Genomic DNA, 15,351 nt, shown 5'->3' on the forward strand with positions numbered 1-15,351 from the left:
TAGTCGAAGCGCACGCCTTCGACATGACGTTCCGGGAGATGGTTGATGGCGCTCTCAAATCGTATCCCCGCAAGCAACAGGTCCGCTACGACCGCTCGGTCACGCTTGAGGGCCTCGTCGCCGAGATCCCCGCGCAGTACGTTCGGTTCTACGACCCCTACGACCACGAACAGGGCGACCCGAAGCCCTGGGAAGCCGTCTTCCGAGCGCACGTGCTCCGCTGTGTAAAGGGCTGGAAGAACTCGACGGCGCTCCACACGTACCTCAAAGCGAAGCCGTTCCTCACGAGCGAGCTGGGCTTCAATGACATCCCCGACCAGTCCACGCTGTGGCGGGCGTGGGAGGACCGCCTCGCTGACGTCCAAGAGGCCGTTCGGACGGCCGCGGAGGTCGTCGTGGACATCGCCCGCTACCACGACATCCCCGCGCCCGAACCCGAGTTCCTCCCTGACCAACCGACGGGCACTGTTACGCGGTCGAAGAGCAAGGACACGCTCGCCCGCGAGAAAGCCCGCGAGGTCTGGAAAGGCGCGAAGCCCATCGTCGAGGACTGCTTCCACCTCAACCGCGCACACAACGCGTCGATCCCCGAGGGCGCGTTCTGGGAGCAACAGTCCTACCTCGGGATGCGGACGGACATGCACCCGAACGACGGCGCGCAGTCGTTCGCGGAAGATACCACCCGGGACCGGACGCCGTCCGGGGACTCTCACCGCCTCCAAACCACCGACCTCGGCGTGGGACGCATCCGGACGATGCTCCGCGAGACCAGCCGCACGCTCGTTGCCCGCGCGAAATCGAAGGACAGGATGGGGCGCAAGCAGATGGCGGCCATCGACATCACGAAAGGCCAGCCGTGGAGCGGGCACGTTGAACGCGACCACAGAGGCCGGAATCAAGAAGACTGGATTCTCGGCTACAAGGGCGACGACGGCCCGTTCTTCCAGTGGGCGGTCATCAAACTCGTCGGCCACGACGTCCCGCTTATTCTCGACGCCGTCCCGGTGCAGCGCGGCCAGAAACGCGAGGACCTCGTGGACGAACTCTTGGAGGGCGCGACCGACATAGTGCCCGGCCTCGACCTCGTGATGATGGACCGCGAGTTCGACCCGGACGGTATCAAAGACGTCTGCGAAGACCACGACGTCCACTACCTGAACCCTGCGACGGTGCGTTCCAGTAGCGACCACGAACACCAGATCGCCAAACTCGCCAACTCCGAGAAGGACTTCGACGTCGTCGAGCAGGAGCGCCTAGACGACGGGCCGACGCGGAATGCAGTCTACCTCCCGAAGCGGGAATGGGAGCGCGAAGACGAGGACAACGACGGGACGGACGTGACGATTCGACAGGAGCTCCTGGAGGAGTTCGAAGACGTCGGCGACGCCACGCCGCTATCCCAAAACCGTGACGGTGATTCGCCGCTAAGCAGCCTTCTGGATGACGTAGCGGACAAGGAGGAGATCGAGGAGCCGACGCGTGTGGACGCGCCGACGGTGCCGTTTGAGACGAACCTGCCGTGGGTGGATGTCGATTCCGAGGACGAACGGGAGACGAAGCACCAGATCGGGCGGCTGATGTCGAAGTACAAGCGGCGGTGGGGTATCGAGAACGGGTTCAAGAAGGTGAAGAAGTTCCTCGCGGAAACGAAGACGCCGGACCACCGGTTCCGGTACTTCAACTTCGCGTTCGCTTGCGTGCTGTACAACTGCTGGCGGCTCGTGGACGTGCTGGTCCAACTGGAACTGAACGGCGAGGTCAAAGATGGGCCGTCCGTCTCATCGAACTCGTTCCTGACGTTCGCCAAGAAGAATTACGGCCTCGATCCGCCGGACTAACCCCTTGTTTCTCCTAGGCTCGCGTCGGTTGTGAGCGGCGGCGCTGTCCTGACTGCGGTTTCTCCGGCGGTTTTCTAAACGCTATCTGATAGGTTTCTCAGAAGCGCGTTCTGAGAGTTACGCAGACGCTTCTTTCAACTACCTTAGTAGTGAAACCTGTGCATCATAGAGGGATCTTCGCAACATCAGAAGAAGTGTTTCTATATCGCAGAATAGGATTTATCGAGTGGCGTGCGACTCGGTGAAGCGCCGCTTCGACGGGTCGCCGGGGCTCGACCACCGAGCACCGAGCCGTACGACCGACGAGGAGACCCTCCGTGGTGGGCAGAATTATCGAGGGCAACGCTATCGAGGAGCCGAATCGTATGCGAGAGCCGCGAAACAAGGGTTGTCGCACGCGCGCACGTAGCGCCACACCTGTGCCGGATTGTGGCTCGCACGAAAGAGACAACAGAACGCCAGCTGTCGGTTCGCCGACTCCAGCCGACGACTCGACTCGGTCGTGAACGCGAGAAGCCCCCGAAATCTGAGTCGTGACTGCCGAACGCCGGCCAAGGTACCTGAGTCGTCGCCGGGGCATCAGCAGCCACAGCTTGTCTGATGACAGTGCTGCCCGTCGTAGAGACACACTCTGCGTCGCCAGCGCGCCGAGACTCCGCCACACCCCACAACCCCTATACTGTCACCCACACGACGGTCGTAAATTCTATTCTACGATATAGAATGTGGTCGGTGCGGTGAGTTACGTCGAACTGCTCGCAAAGCGAAGCGGTCGCTGGTCGCCGGTAGAACGACGCTACGTAGAAGAAACCCGGCCGCAGGCCGGTTACAGCTGGTCGGCGAGCACGTCGCCGACTTCGTCGAGGAACTCCTGCTCGCGGCCGCGAGGAACAGTCGCACCCGCGGCGACCGTGTGGCCGCCGCCGTCGCCGCCGACGGCCTGCGACGCCTCGCTCATCACTTCGGAGAGGTCGAGGCCCTGGTCGACGAGCCGCGACGTGCCGCGCGCCGAGACTTTCGTCTCCTCGTCGTTCTTGTACCCGAACCCGATAATCGGGCGGTCGCTCTCGGTGGCGTCGCTGCCCAGCGCCATCCCCGCGACGATGCCGACGATGGTCTCGCGGATGCGGTCCTCGGCGTGGAACCACTGGAGGTCGTCCTCGACGGTGACGCCCTCGCGTTTCACCCACGACAGGCCCTCTGAGAGGTTCCGGCGGTGTTCGCGCAGGAGCTCGCGGGCCGCCTCCAGGGGCTCGCCGCGCTCGCCGAGACAGACCGCGAGCCCGACGTCCGCGCGCTCGTAGCGCGCCGTCGCGTTGAGGAGGGTGGAGAACTCGCTGGCATCCCGGAGTTCGGTGCCGGGCTCCTCGGCCGTGAGCGTGTACGTCTGCCCGACAAGCTTCGTCACGTCCTCGCTGGAGACGCCGTGGCGGACCGCGCGCTTCAACAGCGCGCTCACGACCGTCTGGCGCTCGTCGTGGGAGAGGTCCGCCCACGTCCGCCAGTTGCCGCCGTCGTGGAGTTCGAGGTCAAGGCCGTCGAGGAAGCGCACGGCGCCGTTCTCGTCGTTCGTGATGCCGGGGACGTACACCTCGCTGGCGTACTCCAGCAGTTTCGGGAGCGGCCGCGTCTGCGTGCCGTACAGCGCGAGGTCCTTCGCAGTGTCGAGCACGCCCGCCTCGACGCCCTCGGCGGCAATCTGGGTGTTCGCGCCGACGAGTTCGCCGTCGACGGTCTGCCGGTCGCCGACCGCGCCGACGACCGCGAGCGCCGCGAGGTCGGTCGCGTCCTCACCGAGCAGAGCTCTCGCGAGCACGTACGCTGCGCCCGCACCCGACAGTTCCTTCCCACCGTCAACGTCCTCCAGCAGGGGGTTCAGGTGGAACTGCGTGTCCGCGTCGGCGGGCTGGTGGTGGTCGGCGATGACGGGCGTGAAGTCGCCCGACCGCTCGTGTTCCGTGATTGCTTCTAACTGTCCGCTCCCGAAGTCCGTGAACAGTACCGTGTCGTGGTCGTGGGCCGCGAGGCCCGCGATTTCCTCGTCGTCGAGCTGTTTCGAGAAGACGACGTCGTGGGGAATGTCGGCGCGTTCGAGCGCGGTCGCGGCGATGCCCGCGCTCGTCAGGCCGTCGGCGTCGATGTGCGACGCGAGGAGCACGGAGTCGGCGTCGCGGAGTGCGTCCGCGCACGCTGCCGCCCGTGCTTGGAGTTCCGGGACCGGAGCGTCCATCACGAGGACGTAGCGCGGCTTCGCGTATAAACTGCCGGTCCTCAGAGTTCGTCGCAGACCGCGCGCGCCAGCTGCTCGAAGTCCGCGTCGTCGGGGACGACGGCCACGTCCACGCCCGCCGATTCGGCGGTCTCGCGCGTCGGTGGCCCGATGCAGCCGACGACGGCGTCGTTCAGGCCGGCGAGCGCGGCTTCTCTGATGCCCCGCTGTTCGGCTTCGTCGAGCCAGTGGTCGACGGTCAGCGACGACGAGAACAGCGCGGCGTCGAGGTCGCCGTCGGCAGCCAGTTCCACGGAGTCGCCGGCCTCCGCAGGGACGACGAGTTCGTAGAGAATCGTCTCGTGGACGTACGCGCCGGCGTCGTCGAGGCCGTCCGTGAGCACCGCAGAGCCGTGGTCCGAGCGCGCGACCTCCACGCGCGCGCCGTCGACCTCGCCTTCGAGCGCGGCGACGAGCCCGGCGCTCGTGTACTCTGCGGGCACGAGGTCGACCGTCCAGCCCGCGTCCCGGCAGGCGTCGGCGGTCGATTCGCCGATGGCACAGAGCGTCGCGTCGCCGGGCGTCCAGCCCGCCTCGGCGGCGAGTTCGACGCCCGTCTTGCTCGTCAGAATCACGTAGTCGGCATCGTCTCTGGGGACTTCGCCGGTCGGCTCGACGGCGAGCATCGGATCCGGGACCGGCTCCGCGTCCAGCGATTCGAGGAGGTCGGTCGCGTCCGCGAGGCGGTCGTCGTCCGGCCGGAACACCGCGACGGTCGGCCCGGTCATCGCGTCTCCTCCCGCACGCCCGCGACGCCGCCGATGACGGTGACTGCGGGCGGCTCGATGCCGGCCTCGTCGCGCGCCTCGACGATACTGTCGAGGGTGCCCGTGGCGACCTGCTGGCCGGGACGCGTCCCCTTCTCGATGAGCGCGACCGGCGTCTCGGGGTCCATCCCCGCGTCCCGGAGTGCTTGCGTGTAGTCGGGGAGCTTGCCGACGCCCATCAGCACGACGATGGTGCCGCCGGTGTCCGCCAGCGCCTGCCAGTCCACCGCGGACTCCTCCTTCGTCGGGTCCTCGTGGCCCGTGACGAACGAGACGGAGGAGGCGTGGTCGCGGTGCGTGACGGGGATATCCGCGGCCGCGGGCGCCGCGACCGCCGACGAGATGCCGGGCACGACCTCGAAGGGGACGTCGCGCTCCGCGAGGTAGACCATCTCCTCGCCGCCGCGCCCGAACACGAACGGGTCGCCGCCCTTCAGGCGGACGACGTCGTTCCCCTCACGGGCGAGTTCGACCATCCGCGCGTTGATTTCCGACTGGGGGGTGCGCTCGCCGCCCGCGCGCTTGCCCACGTCCTCACGTTTGTCCTCGGGAATCTCGGAGAGAATCTCGGGGCCGGGGAGCTTGTCGTGGAGCACCACGTCCGCGTCTTCGAGGAGCCGCGCGGCCTTCACCGTCAACAGCTCGGGGTCGCCCGGGCCGCTCCCGACGAGGTAGACGGTCCCGGTCATTCCCGCTTGGCCTCCTCGATGAGGTCGGTCGCGCCGCGGTCGCGGAGGTCCGCCGCGAACTCGCGGGCCTCGGCGGCGTAGTTCTCCACGTCGAGTTCGCGCGTCTCCCCAACCTGGTCGGTGCCGTCCCGGCTGAACACTTGGACGTCCGCCCGCACGGTGTCGCCCTGCACGAGCGCGTACACGCCGATGGGCGCGATGCAGCCGCCGCCCACCTCTTCGAGGATGACGCGCTCGGTCGTCGTCTCCACCCGGGAGCGCACGTGGTCGAGCGCGTCACGGAGCGCGTCCGCGACATCGCTATCCTTGCGCGCCGTAATCGCGAGCGCGCCCTGGCCCGGCGCCGGGACGTGCGTGTTCGTCGGGAGTTCCTCGTCGTGGACGTGGTGGGTCAGGCCCGTGCGTTCGAGGCCGACCTGCGCGAGCACGACCGCGTCGAACTCGGTGTCGACCTCGCGTTCGAGCGCGGACTGCTGGAGCACCGACAGCGACTCGAACCACTCCTCGACCGTCTGGTCGAACTCCGCGTTCTGTCGGTTGTCGCGGTCGCTCTCGCTGTCGTCGTCGCTCTCGTTGTCGAGGTTCTCGACGCCCTCCTCGACGGTCTCGCTGGCCTCGTAGTCGCCGCGCTCCTGCTGGCGGGCGTCCTCGCTCATGCGCTCCTTCTCGGCTTCCGTGCGGCGCTCGTGTTCGTCCTGGAGCGCGGGCGCGAGCAGTTTCTCCACGCGCGTATCGACGTTCCCGCGAATCGGCTCCACTTCGAGGTCGGGGCGGTGAGCCTGCACCTGTGCGCCCCGGCGGAGGCTCGCGGTCCCCACGACGCTGCCCGCCGGGAGGTTCTCGAGGCTGGTGCCGTTCGGCGTGACGAGCGCGTCCGCGGGGTTCCCGCGCCGCGGCACCGCCGCCACCACGAGGTCGTCGGGCACGTCGGTCGGCACGTCCTTCATCGAGTGGACAGCCGCGTCCACGTCGCCGTCGAGGACTTTCCGGTCGAGCGAGCGCACGAACGCGCCGGTCTTCCCGAGGTCCTGAATCAGGGCGTCGTCAACGCGGTCGCCGGTCGTCTCCACCTCGACGAGTTCGACGTCGTGGCGGTGGTCCTCGAGTTCGGTCTTGACCTCGCCGGCTTGCCGGAGCGCCAGGTCCGACCCGCGGGTGGCGAGGCGTATCGCGTCGGTCATACGTCACACTCCGCGCGCTGGGTTGAAACCCCCTGCGTTTGCATGCGTGGCGCGCCGGCGGCGCGCCACGTTATGGCGAACGGCGAACGGAGTGAGCCGCGTGGCCGAGCGCAGCGAGGCCACGTTAGCGCGAACGCGGAGCGTAGCGACCCGCGAGCAGTGTGGCGGACCGCAGGGAGACCACGGAAACAGAGCGCCTACCAGCCTACCGCTTCCCGCTCGTTCGGTCCGCGCGCTCCCTGCGGTCGCCCGCGCGCAGTTCGTCGCGCCACTCCCAGAAGGAGGCGGGCATGGCGACGTGGTCGCGGCGCTCGCGGAGGTACCGAATCGCCACCCACGAGCCCAGTCCCGCGCCGACGACGACGCCGAGCGCGCCGACGGTCGACCCGCGGAACAGCAACACGCTGCCGCCGACGACGAACACGTCCGCGAGCACGGCGATGCCGGGCGCGGGGAAGTCGTCGCCGGGCCAGTCGCCGCCCGCGTCGTCGATTGCGTGGCCGTCCATCCACAGCGCCAGCGGCATCGCGAGGAAGGCGACGAGCGCGGGGATGCCGAGCGCGACGGCGGGCAGCGAGAGCACGTCGCCGGCGTCCGCGACGACGGCCTCCGGGACGAGCTGGACGACGACGTACGTCCACGCCGAACACACAACCCAGAAAGCGGTGACCAGCGGGACGGCGGCGACCCAGTACCACCACCGCGAGTCCACGCGCAGTTCACTCATAACCGTGCGTTAGGCGTCACGGCGTTTGTAGCTCACGGGACGCCCACCGAGTCGCGGCGCTTGTAGAGGTAGTAGACGGCCAGCGGCACCTGGAGCGGCTGGGCGACGAGGCCCGCGAGCCCGAGCAGGCCGTAGAGCGCGGGGTCGGGGTCCCACGAGCCGGGCGCGTCCGCGACGGCGGTCGCGTCGTAGTAGATGGCCAGCGGGAACACCACCGACAACAGCAGGCCGACGCCCCCCAGCAGGACGGCGAGCAGGAACACGCCGGCGAACCCGAAGCCGACGCCAATCGGCATCATCCCGGGGTCCATCGTTCCGGGGTCCATCGTGCCCGCGCCGGTGAGGGCGAGGACGAACATGGCGACCCCGACGAGGAACCCGACGACGGTCCCGACGACGTAGTAGACGGGGACGGCGGCGACCCAGTACCACCAGTTCGAGTCCGGGTCGGAGTCGGTTCGCTCGTCGGCGGATGCGTCCGCGGCGGGCGTGGCTGACATGGCCGGACGTTCGCGGCGGGAGCAGAAAAGCTTAGAGGGCGTTCCGGTAGGCTTCCAGCGTGCGTTCGACGTCCTCCTCGGTGTGGCCGTAGGCGACGAACTGGGACTCGAACTGGTTCTGGGAGAGCAGGATTCCGTCGTCGAGCATCTGCGGCCGGAACACGCGGTTCCAGCGCTCGACGGCGCCGCGGGCGACGTCCGCGCCGTTCTTCGGGCAGGCGTCGAAGCGGTCGCAGTCGGGGTCCTGTTCGCAGCCGTCCGCGCAGGCGCCGGACTGGGCGTCGCCGCGGCGCGTGAACAGCACCTTGAACAGGCTGTCCGTGCCGACGACGGTGTACTCGGGCGCTTGGTCGGCGACGATTTCGGAGAGCCCCTCGCGGAGTTTGCGGCCGAGGCCGTTGACGTGCTCGTAGACGTCGTTCTCGGCGGCGTACTGCAGGGTCTCCAGCCCCGCGGCCATCGTCACGGGGTGGCCGGAGAACGTCCCGGCTTGGAAGACGTCACCGACGGGCGTGAACGCCTCCATGATGTCGGTGCGGCCGCCGATGGCGCCGACGGGGAAGCCGCCGCCGATTATCTTCCCGAACGTCGTGAGGTCAGGCGTGACGCCGTACTTCGACTGCGCGCAGCCGAGGCCGCCGACGCGGAAGCCGGTGATGACCTCGTCCCAGATGAGGAGCGCGCCGGCGTCGTCGGTGAGGTCGCGCAGCGTCTCGTGGTATCCGTCGACCGGTTCGACGATGCCCTTGTTCGCGAGCAGCGGTTCGACGAGCACGCAGGCGATGTCGTCGCCGTGCTCCTCGAAGACCTCCGTAACCGCGTCCTCGTCGTTGAACGGGACGGGAATCGTGTGTTCGGCGAACTCCGCGGGGATGCCCGCGCTGGACGGCCCGCGCTCCTCGCGGTCGCCCTCGACGAGCGTGGACTCCTGGGCGCCGTGGTAGCCCGACTGCATCACGACGATCTTGTCGCGGCCGGTGTAGCCGCGGGCGAGCCGGACCGCGGAGGTGGTGGCTTCGGTGCCGGAGTTGACGAACCGCAGCATCTCGACGCTGGGGACGTGGCGGGCGACGAACTCCGCGTGTTCGACTTCGAGTTCGGTCGGCATCCCGTACATCGGGCCCTCGCTGGTGCGGCGCTGAATCGCCGCCTGCACGGGCTCGGGGAGGTCGTGGCCGAGCAGGAGCGGGCCCAGTCCCATCACCCAGTCGACGTAGCGGTTGCCGTCCGCGTCGACGACGTGGCCGCCGTCGCCCTTCCGGACGAACGTCGGGTACGGCTGCGGGGCGGCCCGCACCGAGGAGTTCACGCCGCCGACGAGCACGTCGAGCGCGCGGTCGTAGAGGTCGCGTGACGTCTCGTGGTTCATACGACGTGGTTAGGGGGGTCCGTGAAAATAGCTGGCGGGTTACGCGTTCGGCGTCGCTACGGAGTCGGGGTCACACAGAACGAGTCGCAACGGCAACCGCAAAAGGTGCCGGCCAGCGAGCACAGTCCGACAGCGGTGGGGCCGGCGCACACACGGTGAGCACAGTCCACTGTGGTCACAGGCACTCCGGTCGTGTCACTGTATCACCTCCGTGGAGATGCGCGAGCCGACGCCGCCGGCGGCGGACCCTAGACGGGGCACGACTGCCCGAGAGAGCGGCCCCGTCGGGGTCGCGAGCACACAGTCCGGGTTTCGGGTGGGTCCGCCGTCGAATCCGGGCGTGGCTGACACAGGCGTTATGGATGTACGCACGTCCACTCCCAGATTCGAAGCCGGGGCGTTCGTTTCACGCATCTACAGTTCAGTGACAGGACCGGGAGGTATGTAAAAGTTTGCTTGACGTTCGTAGTATTCTGTTCGCGTAGGGTAGACGAGCGCTCGAATTACAAGCGGATTTAGTCCATATAAGGTCGTAAATCGTACAGATTACTGGGCGTTCGGCCGTCGAGACTGGACGCACGTTGGCGCAAGAATTGCCGGCTGCGGCCGGTGGAGCGAGCGCGCGGTCGAGCGTAGTGAGGGACGGAGTCCCTCGGAGCATTCGAGCGGGCGAAGCCCGCGAGAAGACGGCGACCACAGGGAACCGTGAGCAAAGCGGCCCGCGAGCCGCGCGCTACTCGGTCAGCGACGCCGCGACGTCCTCCGCGAAGTAGGTGATGATGAGGTCGGCGCCCGCGCGCTTGATGGACAGCAGCGACTCGCGGGCGGTCTCCTCGACGTCCAGCCAGCCGTTCTCGGCGGCCGCGTGCAGCATCGCGTACTCGCCGGAGACGTTGTATGCCGCCACCGGCCGGTCGAAGTTCTCGCGGACGTCCGCGACGACGTCGAGGTACGGGAGCGCGGGCTTGACCATCAGCACGTCCGCGCCCTGCTCGACGTCGAGCGCGACTTCTCGACTCGCTTCGCGGCGGTTCGCGGGGTCCATCTGGTAGTGCCGGCGGTCCCCGAACGCGGGCGCGCCGTCCGCGGCGTCCCGGAACGGCCCGTAGAACGCCGACTCGTACTTCGCCGCGTAGCTCATGATGGGGACGTCCGCGAAGCCCGCGTCGTCCAGCGCCTCCCGGATGGCGCCGACCATCCCGTCGGTCATCGACGACGGCGCAATCATCTCCGCGCCCGCCTCCGCGTGCGAGACCGCCGTCTCCGCCAGCAGGTCGAGCGTCTCGTCGTTCTTCACCGTGAGGTCGGGGTCGTCGTCGGCGTGCTCCTCCAAGACCCCGCAGTGGCCGTGGCTCGTGTACTCGCAGAGGCAGACGTCCGTGATGACGTACGCGTCCGTCTCGCTCGTGATGCGCCGCACGGCCTCCTGCACGACGCCGTCGTCGGCGTACGCCCGCGTCCCGCGCTCGTCTTTTGACTCCGGGATGCCGAACACGATGACGGCCTCCACGCCCGTTTCGAGCACCTCCTCGACGCGCGGTACCGCCTCGTCGAGTGGCACGCGCTCGTGCCCCGGCATCGACTCGATGGGCACGCGCTCGTCGGTCGTCGCGTCCACGAAGACGGGCGCCACGAAGTCCGTCGGTTCGAGGGTCGTCTCCGAGACCAGCCCGCGCACGCCGTCCCGCCGCAGCCGCCGCGGTCGGTCCGTCAAGTTCATGCACGTGTCTGGGAGCCGCGAGCCAAAAGGGTTCGCGGAACCGGCGCCCGTCTTCAGTTGTTGCGACGAAGCTGACGGCGTGGTCGTTACTACCTGAAAGCCCTCGCCCTTTCAATCCGCCAAGGGTGGCGGTCGTCTCATCGGCTGATACTATCGGCTTTGGCGTCTCCGGAGACGACGTCGCCGCCCGGTTCCACAACCGTCTTTGCCCACCCAGTCTACCCGCGACTGTGGACAGCGACCGACTCCAACTCTACTCGCTGTACGTCTCGCGGTTCGCGGGCGGGTTCGGGTTCAGCGCGCTCTCCGTGCTGCTCCCGAAGTACGCCAACGCGCTGGACGCCTCGGGCATCATGCTCGGGCTGTTCTACACGGGCTTCACGGCGACGCAGGCGCTGGTGGTCGTGCCGCTGGCGTGGGCGGGCGACCGCTACGACAAGCGCGCCATCTTCCTCGGGCTGCTCGGGTTCGGCGTCGTCGTCTCGCTGGCGTTCACGCTCGTCGAGACGTCGTGGCAGCTCGTCGCCGTCCGCGGCGGGCAGGGCGTTCTCGCGACCGGGATGGGGCTGTTGAGTCTCTCGCTGGTCGGCGAACTCGCCACCCCGGCGACGCGCGCGAACTACATCGGGAAGGCGAACTCGTGGCGGCTCGCCGCGTCGCTGCTCGGGCTCGCCTCGGCGGGCGTGCTGTTCGACCGCTACGGCTTCGAGCCCGTCTTCTACGTGCTCGCGGTGCTGTTCGTCGTCGCGTTCGCCGCCGTGCTCGTGTTGCTGGACGCCGACGACACCCGCATCGAGGGGTTCCCGTTCAGCGACCTCGCGCTGAACGGCCGCATCCTCACGCTCACGAGCTTCCGCGCGCAGTACGCCGTCGCGGTCACGCTCGTCCGGTCGTGGGTCGCCGTCTTCGCCGGCGTCACCGCCGCGCAGGGCGGCCTCGCGTACAGCGGCACCGTGCTCGCGGTCGTGCTCAGCGCCGAGAAGTTCACGAACATGCTGTTCCAGCCGTTCACGGGCCGGCTCTCAGACCGCTACGGCCGGTCGCTGTTCGTCGCCGCGGGCGGCGCCGCCTACGGCTTCGTCGCGCTCGTCGTCCCGTTCACGCCCGCCATCGGGAGCGCGCTCGGGATGCCGTCCTCGCTCCCACTGCTGGGCGCGGCCTCGACGGCGTTCGTGCCGCTCGTCGCCGCCAACGGCCTGCTCGGCGTCGCGGACTCGTTCCGCGAGCCCGCGAGCATGGCGCTGTTCGCCGACGAGGGCATCGACGGCGAGGGCATCGCCTCCTCATTCGGCGTGCGCGAACTCGTCTGGCGGCCGGGGAGCGTGCTCGCGCCCGTGCTCGGCGGCTACCTCATGGCCGAGTTCGGGATGCAGTGGGCGTTCTACGTCGGCGGCGCGTTCGCGCTCACCGGCGTCGCGACGTTCCTTGCGGTGCTCGTGCGCTCGCACGGCGCGCAGGCACTCACCGAGTGGTGAACTGAGTTTCAGCGAACCTATAACCGCTGGCGGGCGTCACCCTCGGGTATTCCCGGACCAGCGTTCGCGACAGGTGACACCGTCTCGCTGCACCCCATCGAGGAGGAGGACCACGAGTTCATCCAGTACGGCCGCAACCACCCGACGTGCGCGTGCCGCTGACGGACACGACAATCAAGTCCGTCGAGGACGTCGCGGAGATGCTCGAAGACGAGGACTACTACTTCTTAATCTGTGTCAAGGGGGAGGACGGCGACCCCGAGCCGGTGGGCGTCGTGGCGTTCGGCTGGGTGAGTTCGCCCGGCGAGCGCGGCAACCTCATGTACTGGGTGGCGCCGGAGCACCAGGGCAACGGCTACGTCACGGAGGGGACGGAGCTGTTCCTCGACTACGCGTTCGGCGAGTGCGGCTTCCACAAGGTGGACGCGCGCGTGCTCGTCCCGAACGAGCCGTCGTGGAAGGCCCTGGAGAAGCTCGGCTTCGAGCGCGAGGGGCAGCGCCGCGACGACGCCATCCTCGACGGCGAGTACGTGGACGCGTACTCCTACGGCCTGCTCGACGAGGAGTGGCTGGACAACTGACGGGCTCCGTCAGTTGACCGCGCTGCTCGCGGCTCCGCCGCTCGCGGTGACGTCACCTCGCTGCGCTCGGTGACGCTACTAGTCCGCGGCCGCGCTCGTCGCGCCCGCACCGCTCCGCTCGTTCTTCGCCTCGATTGCTTCCACGAGCAGTTCGGTGACGTCCGTGATTTCGATGTCGTCCTCGTAGCCGCCGGTCTTCCGACCGTCCTCGTACATCGTCATGCACATCGGGCACGCGACGACGAAGCGGTCCACGTCGGGACCGGCGTCGGTGTCTTCGAGGGCTTCGCGGATGCGCTCCTCGCTGGGTTTGGTCTCCTCTTCGAAGTCCATCCAGAGGCCGCCACCGCCGCCGCCACAGCAAAAGGAATCGTCGCGGTTGCGCGGCATCTCGTCGAGCGTGACGCCCGTGGCGCGCACGACCTCGCGGGGCGCCTCGAACTCGCCGTTGTACCGCCCGAGGTGGCAGGGGTCGTGGTAGGTGACGGTGTCGTCCAACTCCGTGCCGGAGAGGCCGAGCGCGCCCCGATTGACGAGGTTCTCGACGACCTGCGTGTAGTGGTAGACGGAGTCGCCGTCCTCGAAGCCGAACTGCTCGTACTCGTTCGAGAAGGTGTTGTACGAGTGGGGGTCCGTGCAGACGATTTTCTCGTAGTCGCAGTTCTGGAAGGCCTCGATGTTCTCCTCGGCGACCATCTCGTAGAGGCCTTCCTCGCCGACGCGCCGGATGTCGTTGCCGTCGTTCTGTTCGTCCTCGTAGAGGATGCCGTAGGAGACGCCGGCCTCCTCGAAGACCTTCGCCAGCGAGCGCGCGACGTGTTGGTTGCGCTCGTCGTAGCTCGGGTAGTCGCCGACGTACCAGAGGTACTCCACGTCCTGCTCGCGGGCGTCGGGCACCTCGAAGTCCAGTTCCTCGGTCCAGTCGGGGCGCTTGCGGTCGGGGTCGCCGAACGTGTTGCCCTTCTGGAAGACGTTCATCACGGCCTCCTCGACGTTCTTGTTCATCTGGCCGGACTCGGTGAGCCGGCGGTTCATCTCCGTGAACTGCGTGACGTGCTCGATGTCCACCGGGCAGGCGTCCATGCACGCCATACAGGACATGCAGGACTCCATCGTCTCGGCGTCCACGACTGAGGTGCCGCCGTCCGCGACGATGTCCACTTCCTCGCGGTCGCCCGCTTCGAGGCCTTCGCGGTAGGATTTCAGGTCGAGGATGACGTCGCGGGGGTCCAGCGGGCGGCCGGCGGCCTTCGCGGGGCAGGCCGACGAGCAGCGCCCGCACTTCGTGCAGGCGTCGTGGTCGAGCAGCTGCTTCCACGTGAAGTCCTCAATCTCCGAGGGGCCGATTTCCTCCGGGCTGGCGTCCTCCGGCACGCGCGGGAGGCGGCGGCCGGCGTCCTCGTCGCGCGTGACGAGGTTCGCGTAACTGGAGAGCATGTGGAACGGCTTGGCGTAGGGGACGCTGGCGACGAACGCGAGCGCGAGCAGCGCGTGACTCCACCACACCACGGGGTAGGCGGCGGCCGCGGCGTCGGCGGTGACGCCCGCCGCCTGCAGCACGTCCTTGACGAACCAGCCGACGAACGAGACGGTCTCGAAGGAGACGTCGCGGGTGGCGCTGGTGCCGAGGATGCGGACGCCCTCGGTGACGTAGCCGCCGACGCCCAGCAGGAACAGCGTCCACACGAAGAGGTCGTCCTCGGTGCTGATGTGTTTCCCCCAGAGGCGGCCGTAGCGCACCCAGTAGCGGCGGTAGATGGCCATCCCGACGCCGACGACGAACAGCAGGCCCATCGCGTCCGCGACGAACGAGTACGCGAGGTAGAAGTCGCCGACGAAGAAGGAGGGCTGGCCGAGCACGAGCGTCCAGAGGTCCATGTCGATGCCGAGGATGGTGGTCGCGATGAGCAGCGTCAGGAACCCCCAGAGGATGAACGTGTGCATCACGCCCGCGTAGAGGTCGCGGTCGAACTGCTTCTCGTTGGACGCGACGAGCTTCGCGGCGGTGAGCACGCGGGAGGGGAGGTCGGTGAGTCGGTCGATGGGGTCGTCGGCGCCGCGCGCGTACGTCGCGAAGCGCCGGTAGACGCCGAACAGGAAGATGGCGACGGCGACCGCGGCGAGGTAGTAGAACAGCGCCTCGCCGACGTGGCCGATGCGCCAGAACGTCGGCCGGGTCTCGGTCCCGGCCTGCGCGAGCACGAACGAAGACATACCTCAAACCGTGGGCACGAT

At 68.2% G+C, this 15,351-nt stretch carries 12 protein-coding genes; 3 read left to right on the plus strand and 9 right to left on the minus strand.

Going from position 1 to position 15,351, the window contains the following annotated elements:
* The first annotated feature begins 23 nt into the window (after positions 1–23).
* Positions 24–1,838 carry a transposase gene (locus tag HHUB_RS12180; RefSeq protein WP_059057870.1) on the plus strand — a complete coding sequence of 605 codons (1,815 nt, stop codon included), beginning with the start codon at positions 24–26 and terminating at the stop codon, positions 1,836–1,838.
* 826 nt (positions 1,839–2,664) lie between these two features.
* Here HHUB_RS12180 and HHUB_RS12185 read toward each other — a convergent pair.
* The 8 genes from HHUB_RS12185 to hemB form a co-directional block, all read right to left on the minus strand.
* Positions 2,665–4,068 (minus strand): single-stranded-DNA-specific exonuclease RecJ, encoded by a 1,404-nt coding sequence (locus HHUB_RS12185; RefSeq protein ID WP_059057871.1) that lies wholly within the window; start codon positions 4,066–4,068, stop codon positions 2,665–2,667.
* Between the two features lie 41 nt (positions 4,069–4,109).
* Complete coding sequence (locus tag HHUB_RS12190) at positions 4,110–4,835, minus strand: uroporphyrinogen-III synthase (protein ID WP_059057872.1); 726 nt, start codon at positions 4,833–4,835, stop codon at positions 4,110–4,112.
* Positions 4,832–5,563, minus strand: coding sequence for a uroporphyrinogen-III C-methyltransferase (gene cobA / locus HHUB_RS12195; protein WP_059057873.1), 732 nt, complete (start codon positions 5,561–5,563; stop codon positions 4,832–4,834). Before cobA ends, HHUB_RS12190 begins: the two co-directional genes overlap by 4 nt.
* Positions 5,560–6,744, minus strand: coding sequence for a hydroxymethylbilane synthase (hemC, locus tag HHUB_RS12200; protein WP_059057874.1), 1,185 nt, complete (start codon positions 6,742–6,744; stop codon positions 5,560–5,562). Before hemC ends, cobA begins: the two co-directional genes overlap by 4 nt.
* A 205-nt stretch (positions 6,745–6,949) precedes the next feature.
* The gene (locus HHUB_RS12205; RefSeq protein WP_059057875.1) at positions 6,950–7,471 is read right to left on the minus strand and encodes a hypothetical protein; all 522 of its coding nucleotides are present in this window, start codon (positions 7,469–7,471) and stop codon (positions 6,950–6,952) included.
* Positions 7,472–7,503: 32 nt separating this feature from the next.
* Positions 7,504–7,971: a hypothetical protein gene (locus tag HHUB_RS12210; protein WP_059057876.1), complete on the minus strand. Its 468-nt coding sequence runs from the start codon at positions 7,969–7,971 to the stop codon at positions 7,504–7,506.
* 31 nt (positions 7,972–8,002) lie between these two features.
* Positions 8,003–9,340, minus strand: coding sequence for a glutamate-1-semialdehyde 2,1-aminomutase (gene hemL, locus HHUB_RS12215; protein ID WP_059057877.1), 1,338 nt, complete (start codon positions 9,338–9,340; stop codon positions 8,003–8,005).
* A gap of 733 nt (positions 9,341–10,073) precedes the next feature.
* Complete coding sequence (gene hemB, locus HHUB_RS12220; RefSeq protein ID WP_059057878.1) at positions 10,074–11,060, minus strand: porphobilinogen synthase; 987 nt, start codon at positions 11,058–11,060, stop codon at positions 10,074–10,076.
* 230 nt (positions 11,061–11,290) lie between these two features.
* Between hemB and HHUB_RS12225 the strand changes: the two genes are divergently transcribed.
* Positions 11,291–12,535, plus strand: a complete 1,245-nt coding sequence (locus HHUB_RS12225) for an MFS transporter (RefSeq protein ID WP_059057879.1) — start codon at positions 11,291–11,293, stop codon at positions 12,533–12,535.
* A 146-nt stretch (positions 12,536–12,681) separates the two neighbouring features.
* On the plus strand, positions 12,682–13,116 hold the full coding sequence (locus tag HHUB_RS12230; RefSeq protein ID WP_238323962.1) for a GNAT family N-acetyltransferase: 435 nt from the start codon (positions 12,682–12,684) through the stop codon (positions 13,114–13,116).
* Positions 13,117–13,194: 78 nt separating this feature from the next.
* On the opposite strand, the gene HHUB_RS12235 is transcribed toward HHUB_RS12230, so the two are convergent.
* Positions 13,195–15,330, minus strand: a complete 2,136-nt coding sequence (locus HHUB_RS12235; protein ID WP_059057880.1) for a (Fe-S)-binding protein — start codon at positions 15,328–15,330, stop codon at positions 13,195–13,197.
* Positions 15,331–15,351 lie beyond the last annotated feature (21 nt).

The organism is Halobacterium hubeiense (assembly GCF_001488575.1).
Taxonomy (GTDB): Archaea; Halobacteriota; Halobacteria; order Halobacteriales; family Halobacteriaceae; genus Halobacterium; species Halobacterium hubeiense.

What these genes read in the sequence shown, in the direction of transcription:
- hemB (WP_059057878.1), bottom strand. Translation starts at nt 11,060, where the DNA reads ATGAACTTGACGGACCGACCGCGGCGGCTGCGGCGGGACGGCGTGCGC.
- hemC (WP_059057874.1), bottom strand. Translation starts at nt 6,744, where the DNA reads ATGACCGACGCGATACGCCTCGCCACCCGCGGGTCGGACCTGGCGCTC.
- HHUB_RS12185 (WP_059057871.1), bottom strand. Translation starts at nt 4,068, where the DNA reads ATGGACGCTCCGGTCCCGGAACTCCAAGCACGGGCGGCAGCGTGCGCG.
- hemL (WP_059057877.1), bottom strand. Translation starts at nt 9,340, where the DNA reads ATGAACCACGAGACGTCACGCGACCTCTACGACCGCGCGCTCGACGTG.
- HHUB_RS12205 (WP_059057875.1), bottom strand. Translation starts at nt 7,471, where the DNA reads ATGAGTGAACTGCGCGTGGACTCGCGGTGGTGGTACTGGGTCGCCGCC.
- HHUB_RS12235 (WP_059057880.1), bottom strand. Translation starts at nt 15,330, where the DNA reads ATGTCTTCGTTCGTGCTCGCGCAGGCCGGGACCGAGACCCGGCCGACG.
- HHUB_RS12180 (WP_059057870.1), top strand. Translation starts at nt 24, where the DNA reads ATGACGTTCCGGGAGATGGTTGATGGCGCTCTCAAATCGTATCCCCGC.
- cobA (WP_059057873.1), bottom strand. Translation starts at nt 5,563, where the DNA reads ATGACCGGGACCGTCTACCTCGTCGGGAGCGGCCCGGGCGACCCCGAG.
- HHUB_RS12190 (WP_059057872.1), bottom strand. Translation starts at nt 4,835, where the DNA reads ATGACCGGGCCGACCGTCGCGGTGTTCCGGCCGGACGACGACCGCCTC.
- HHUB_RS12210 (WP_059057876.1), bottom strand. Translation starts at nt 7,971, where the DNA reads ATGTCAGCCACGCCCGCCGCGGACGCATCCGCCGACGAGCGAACCGAC.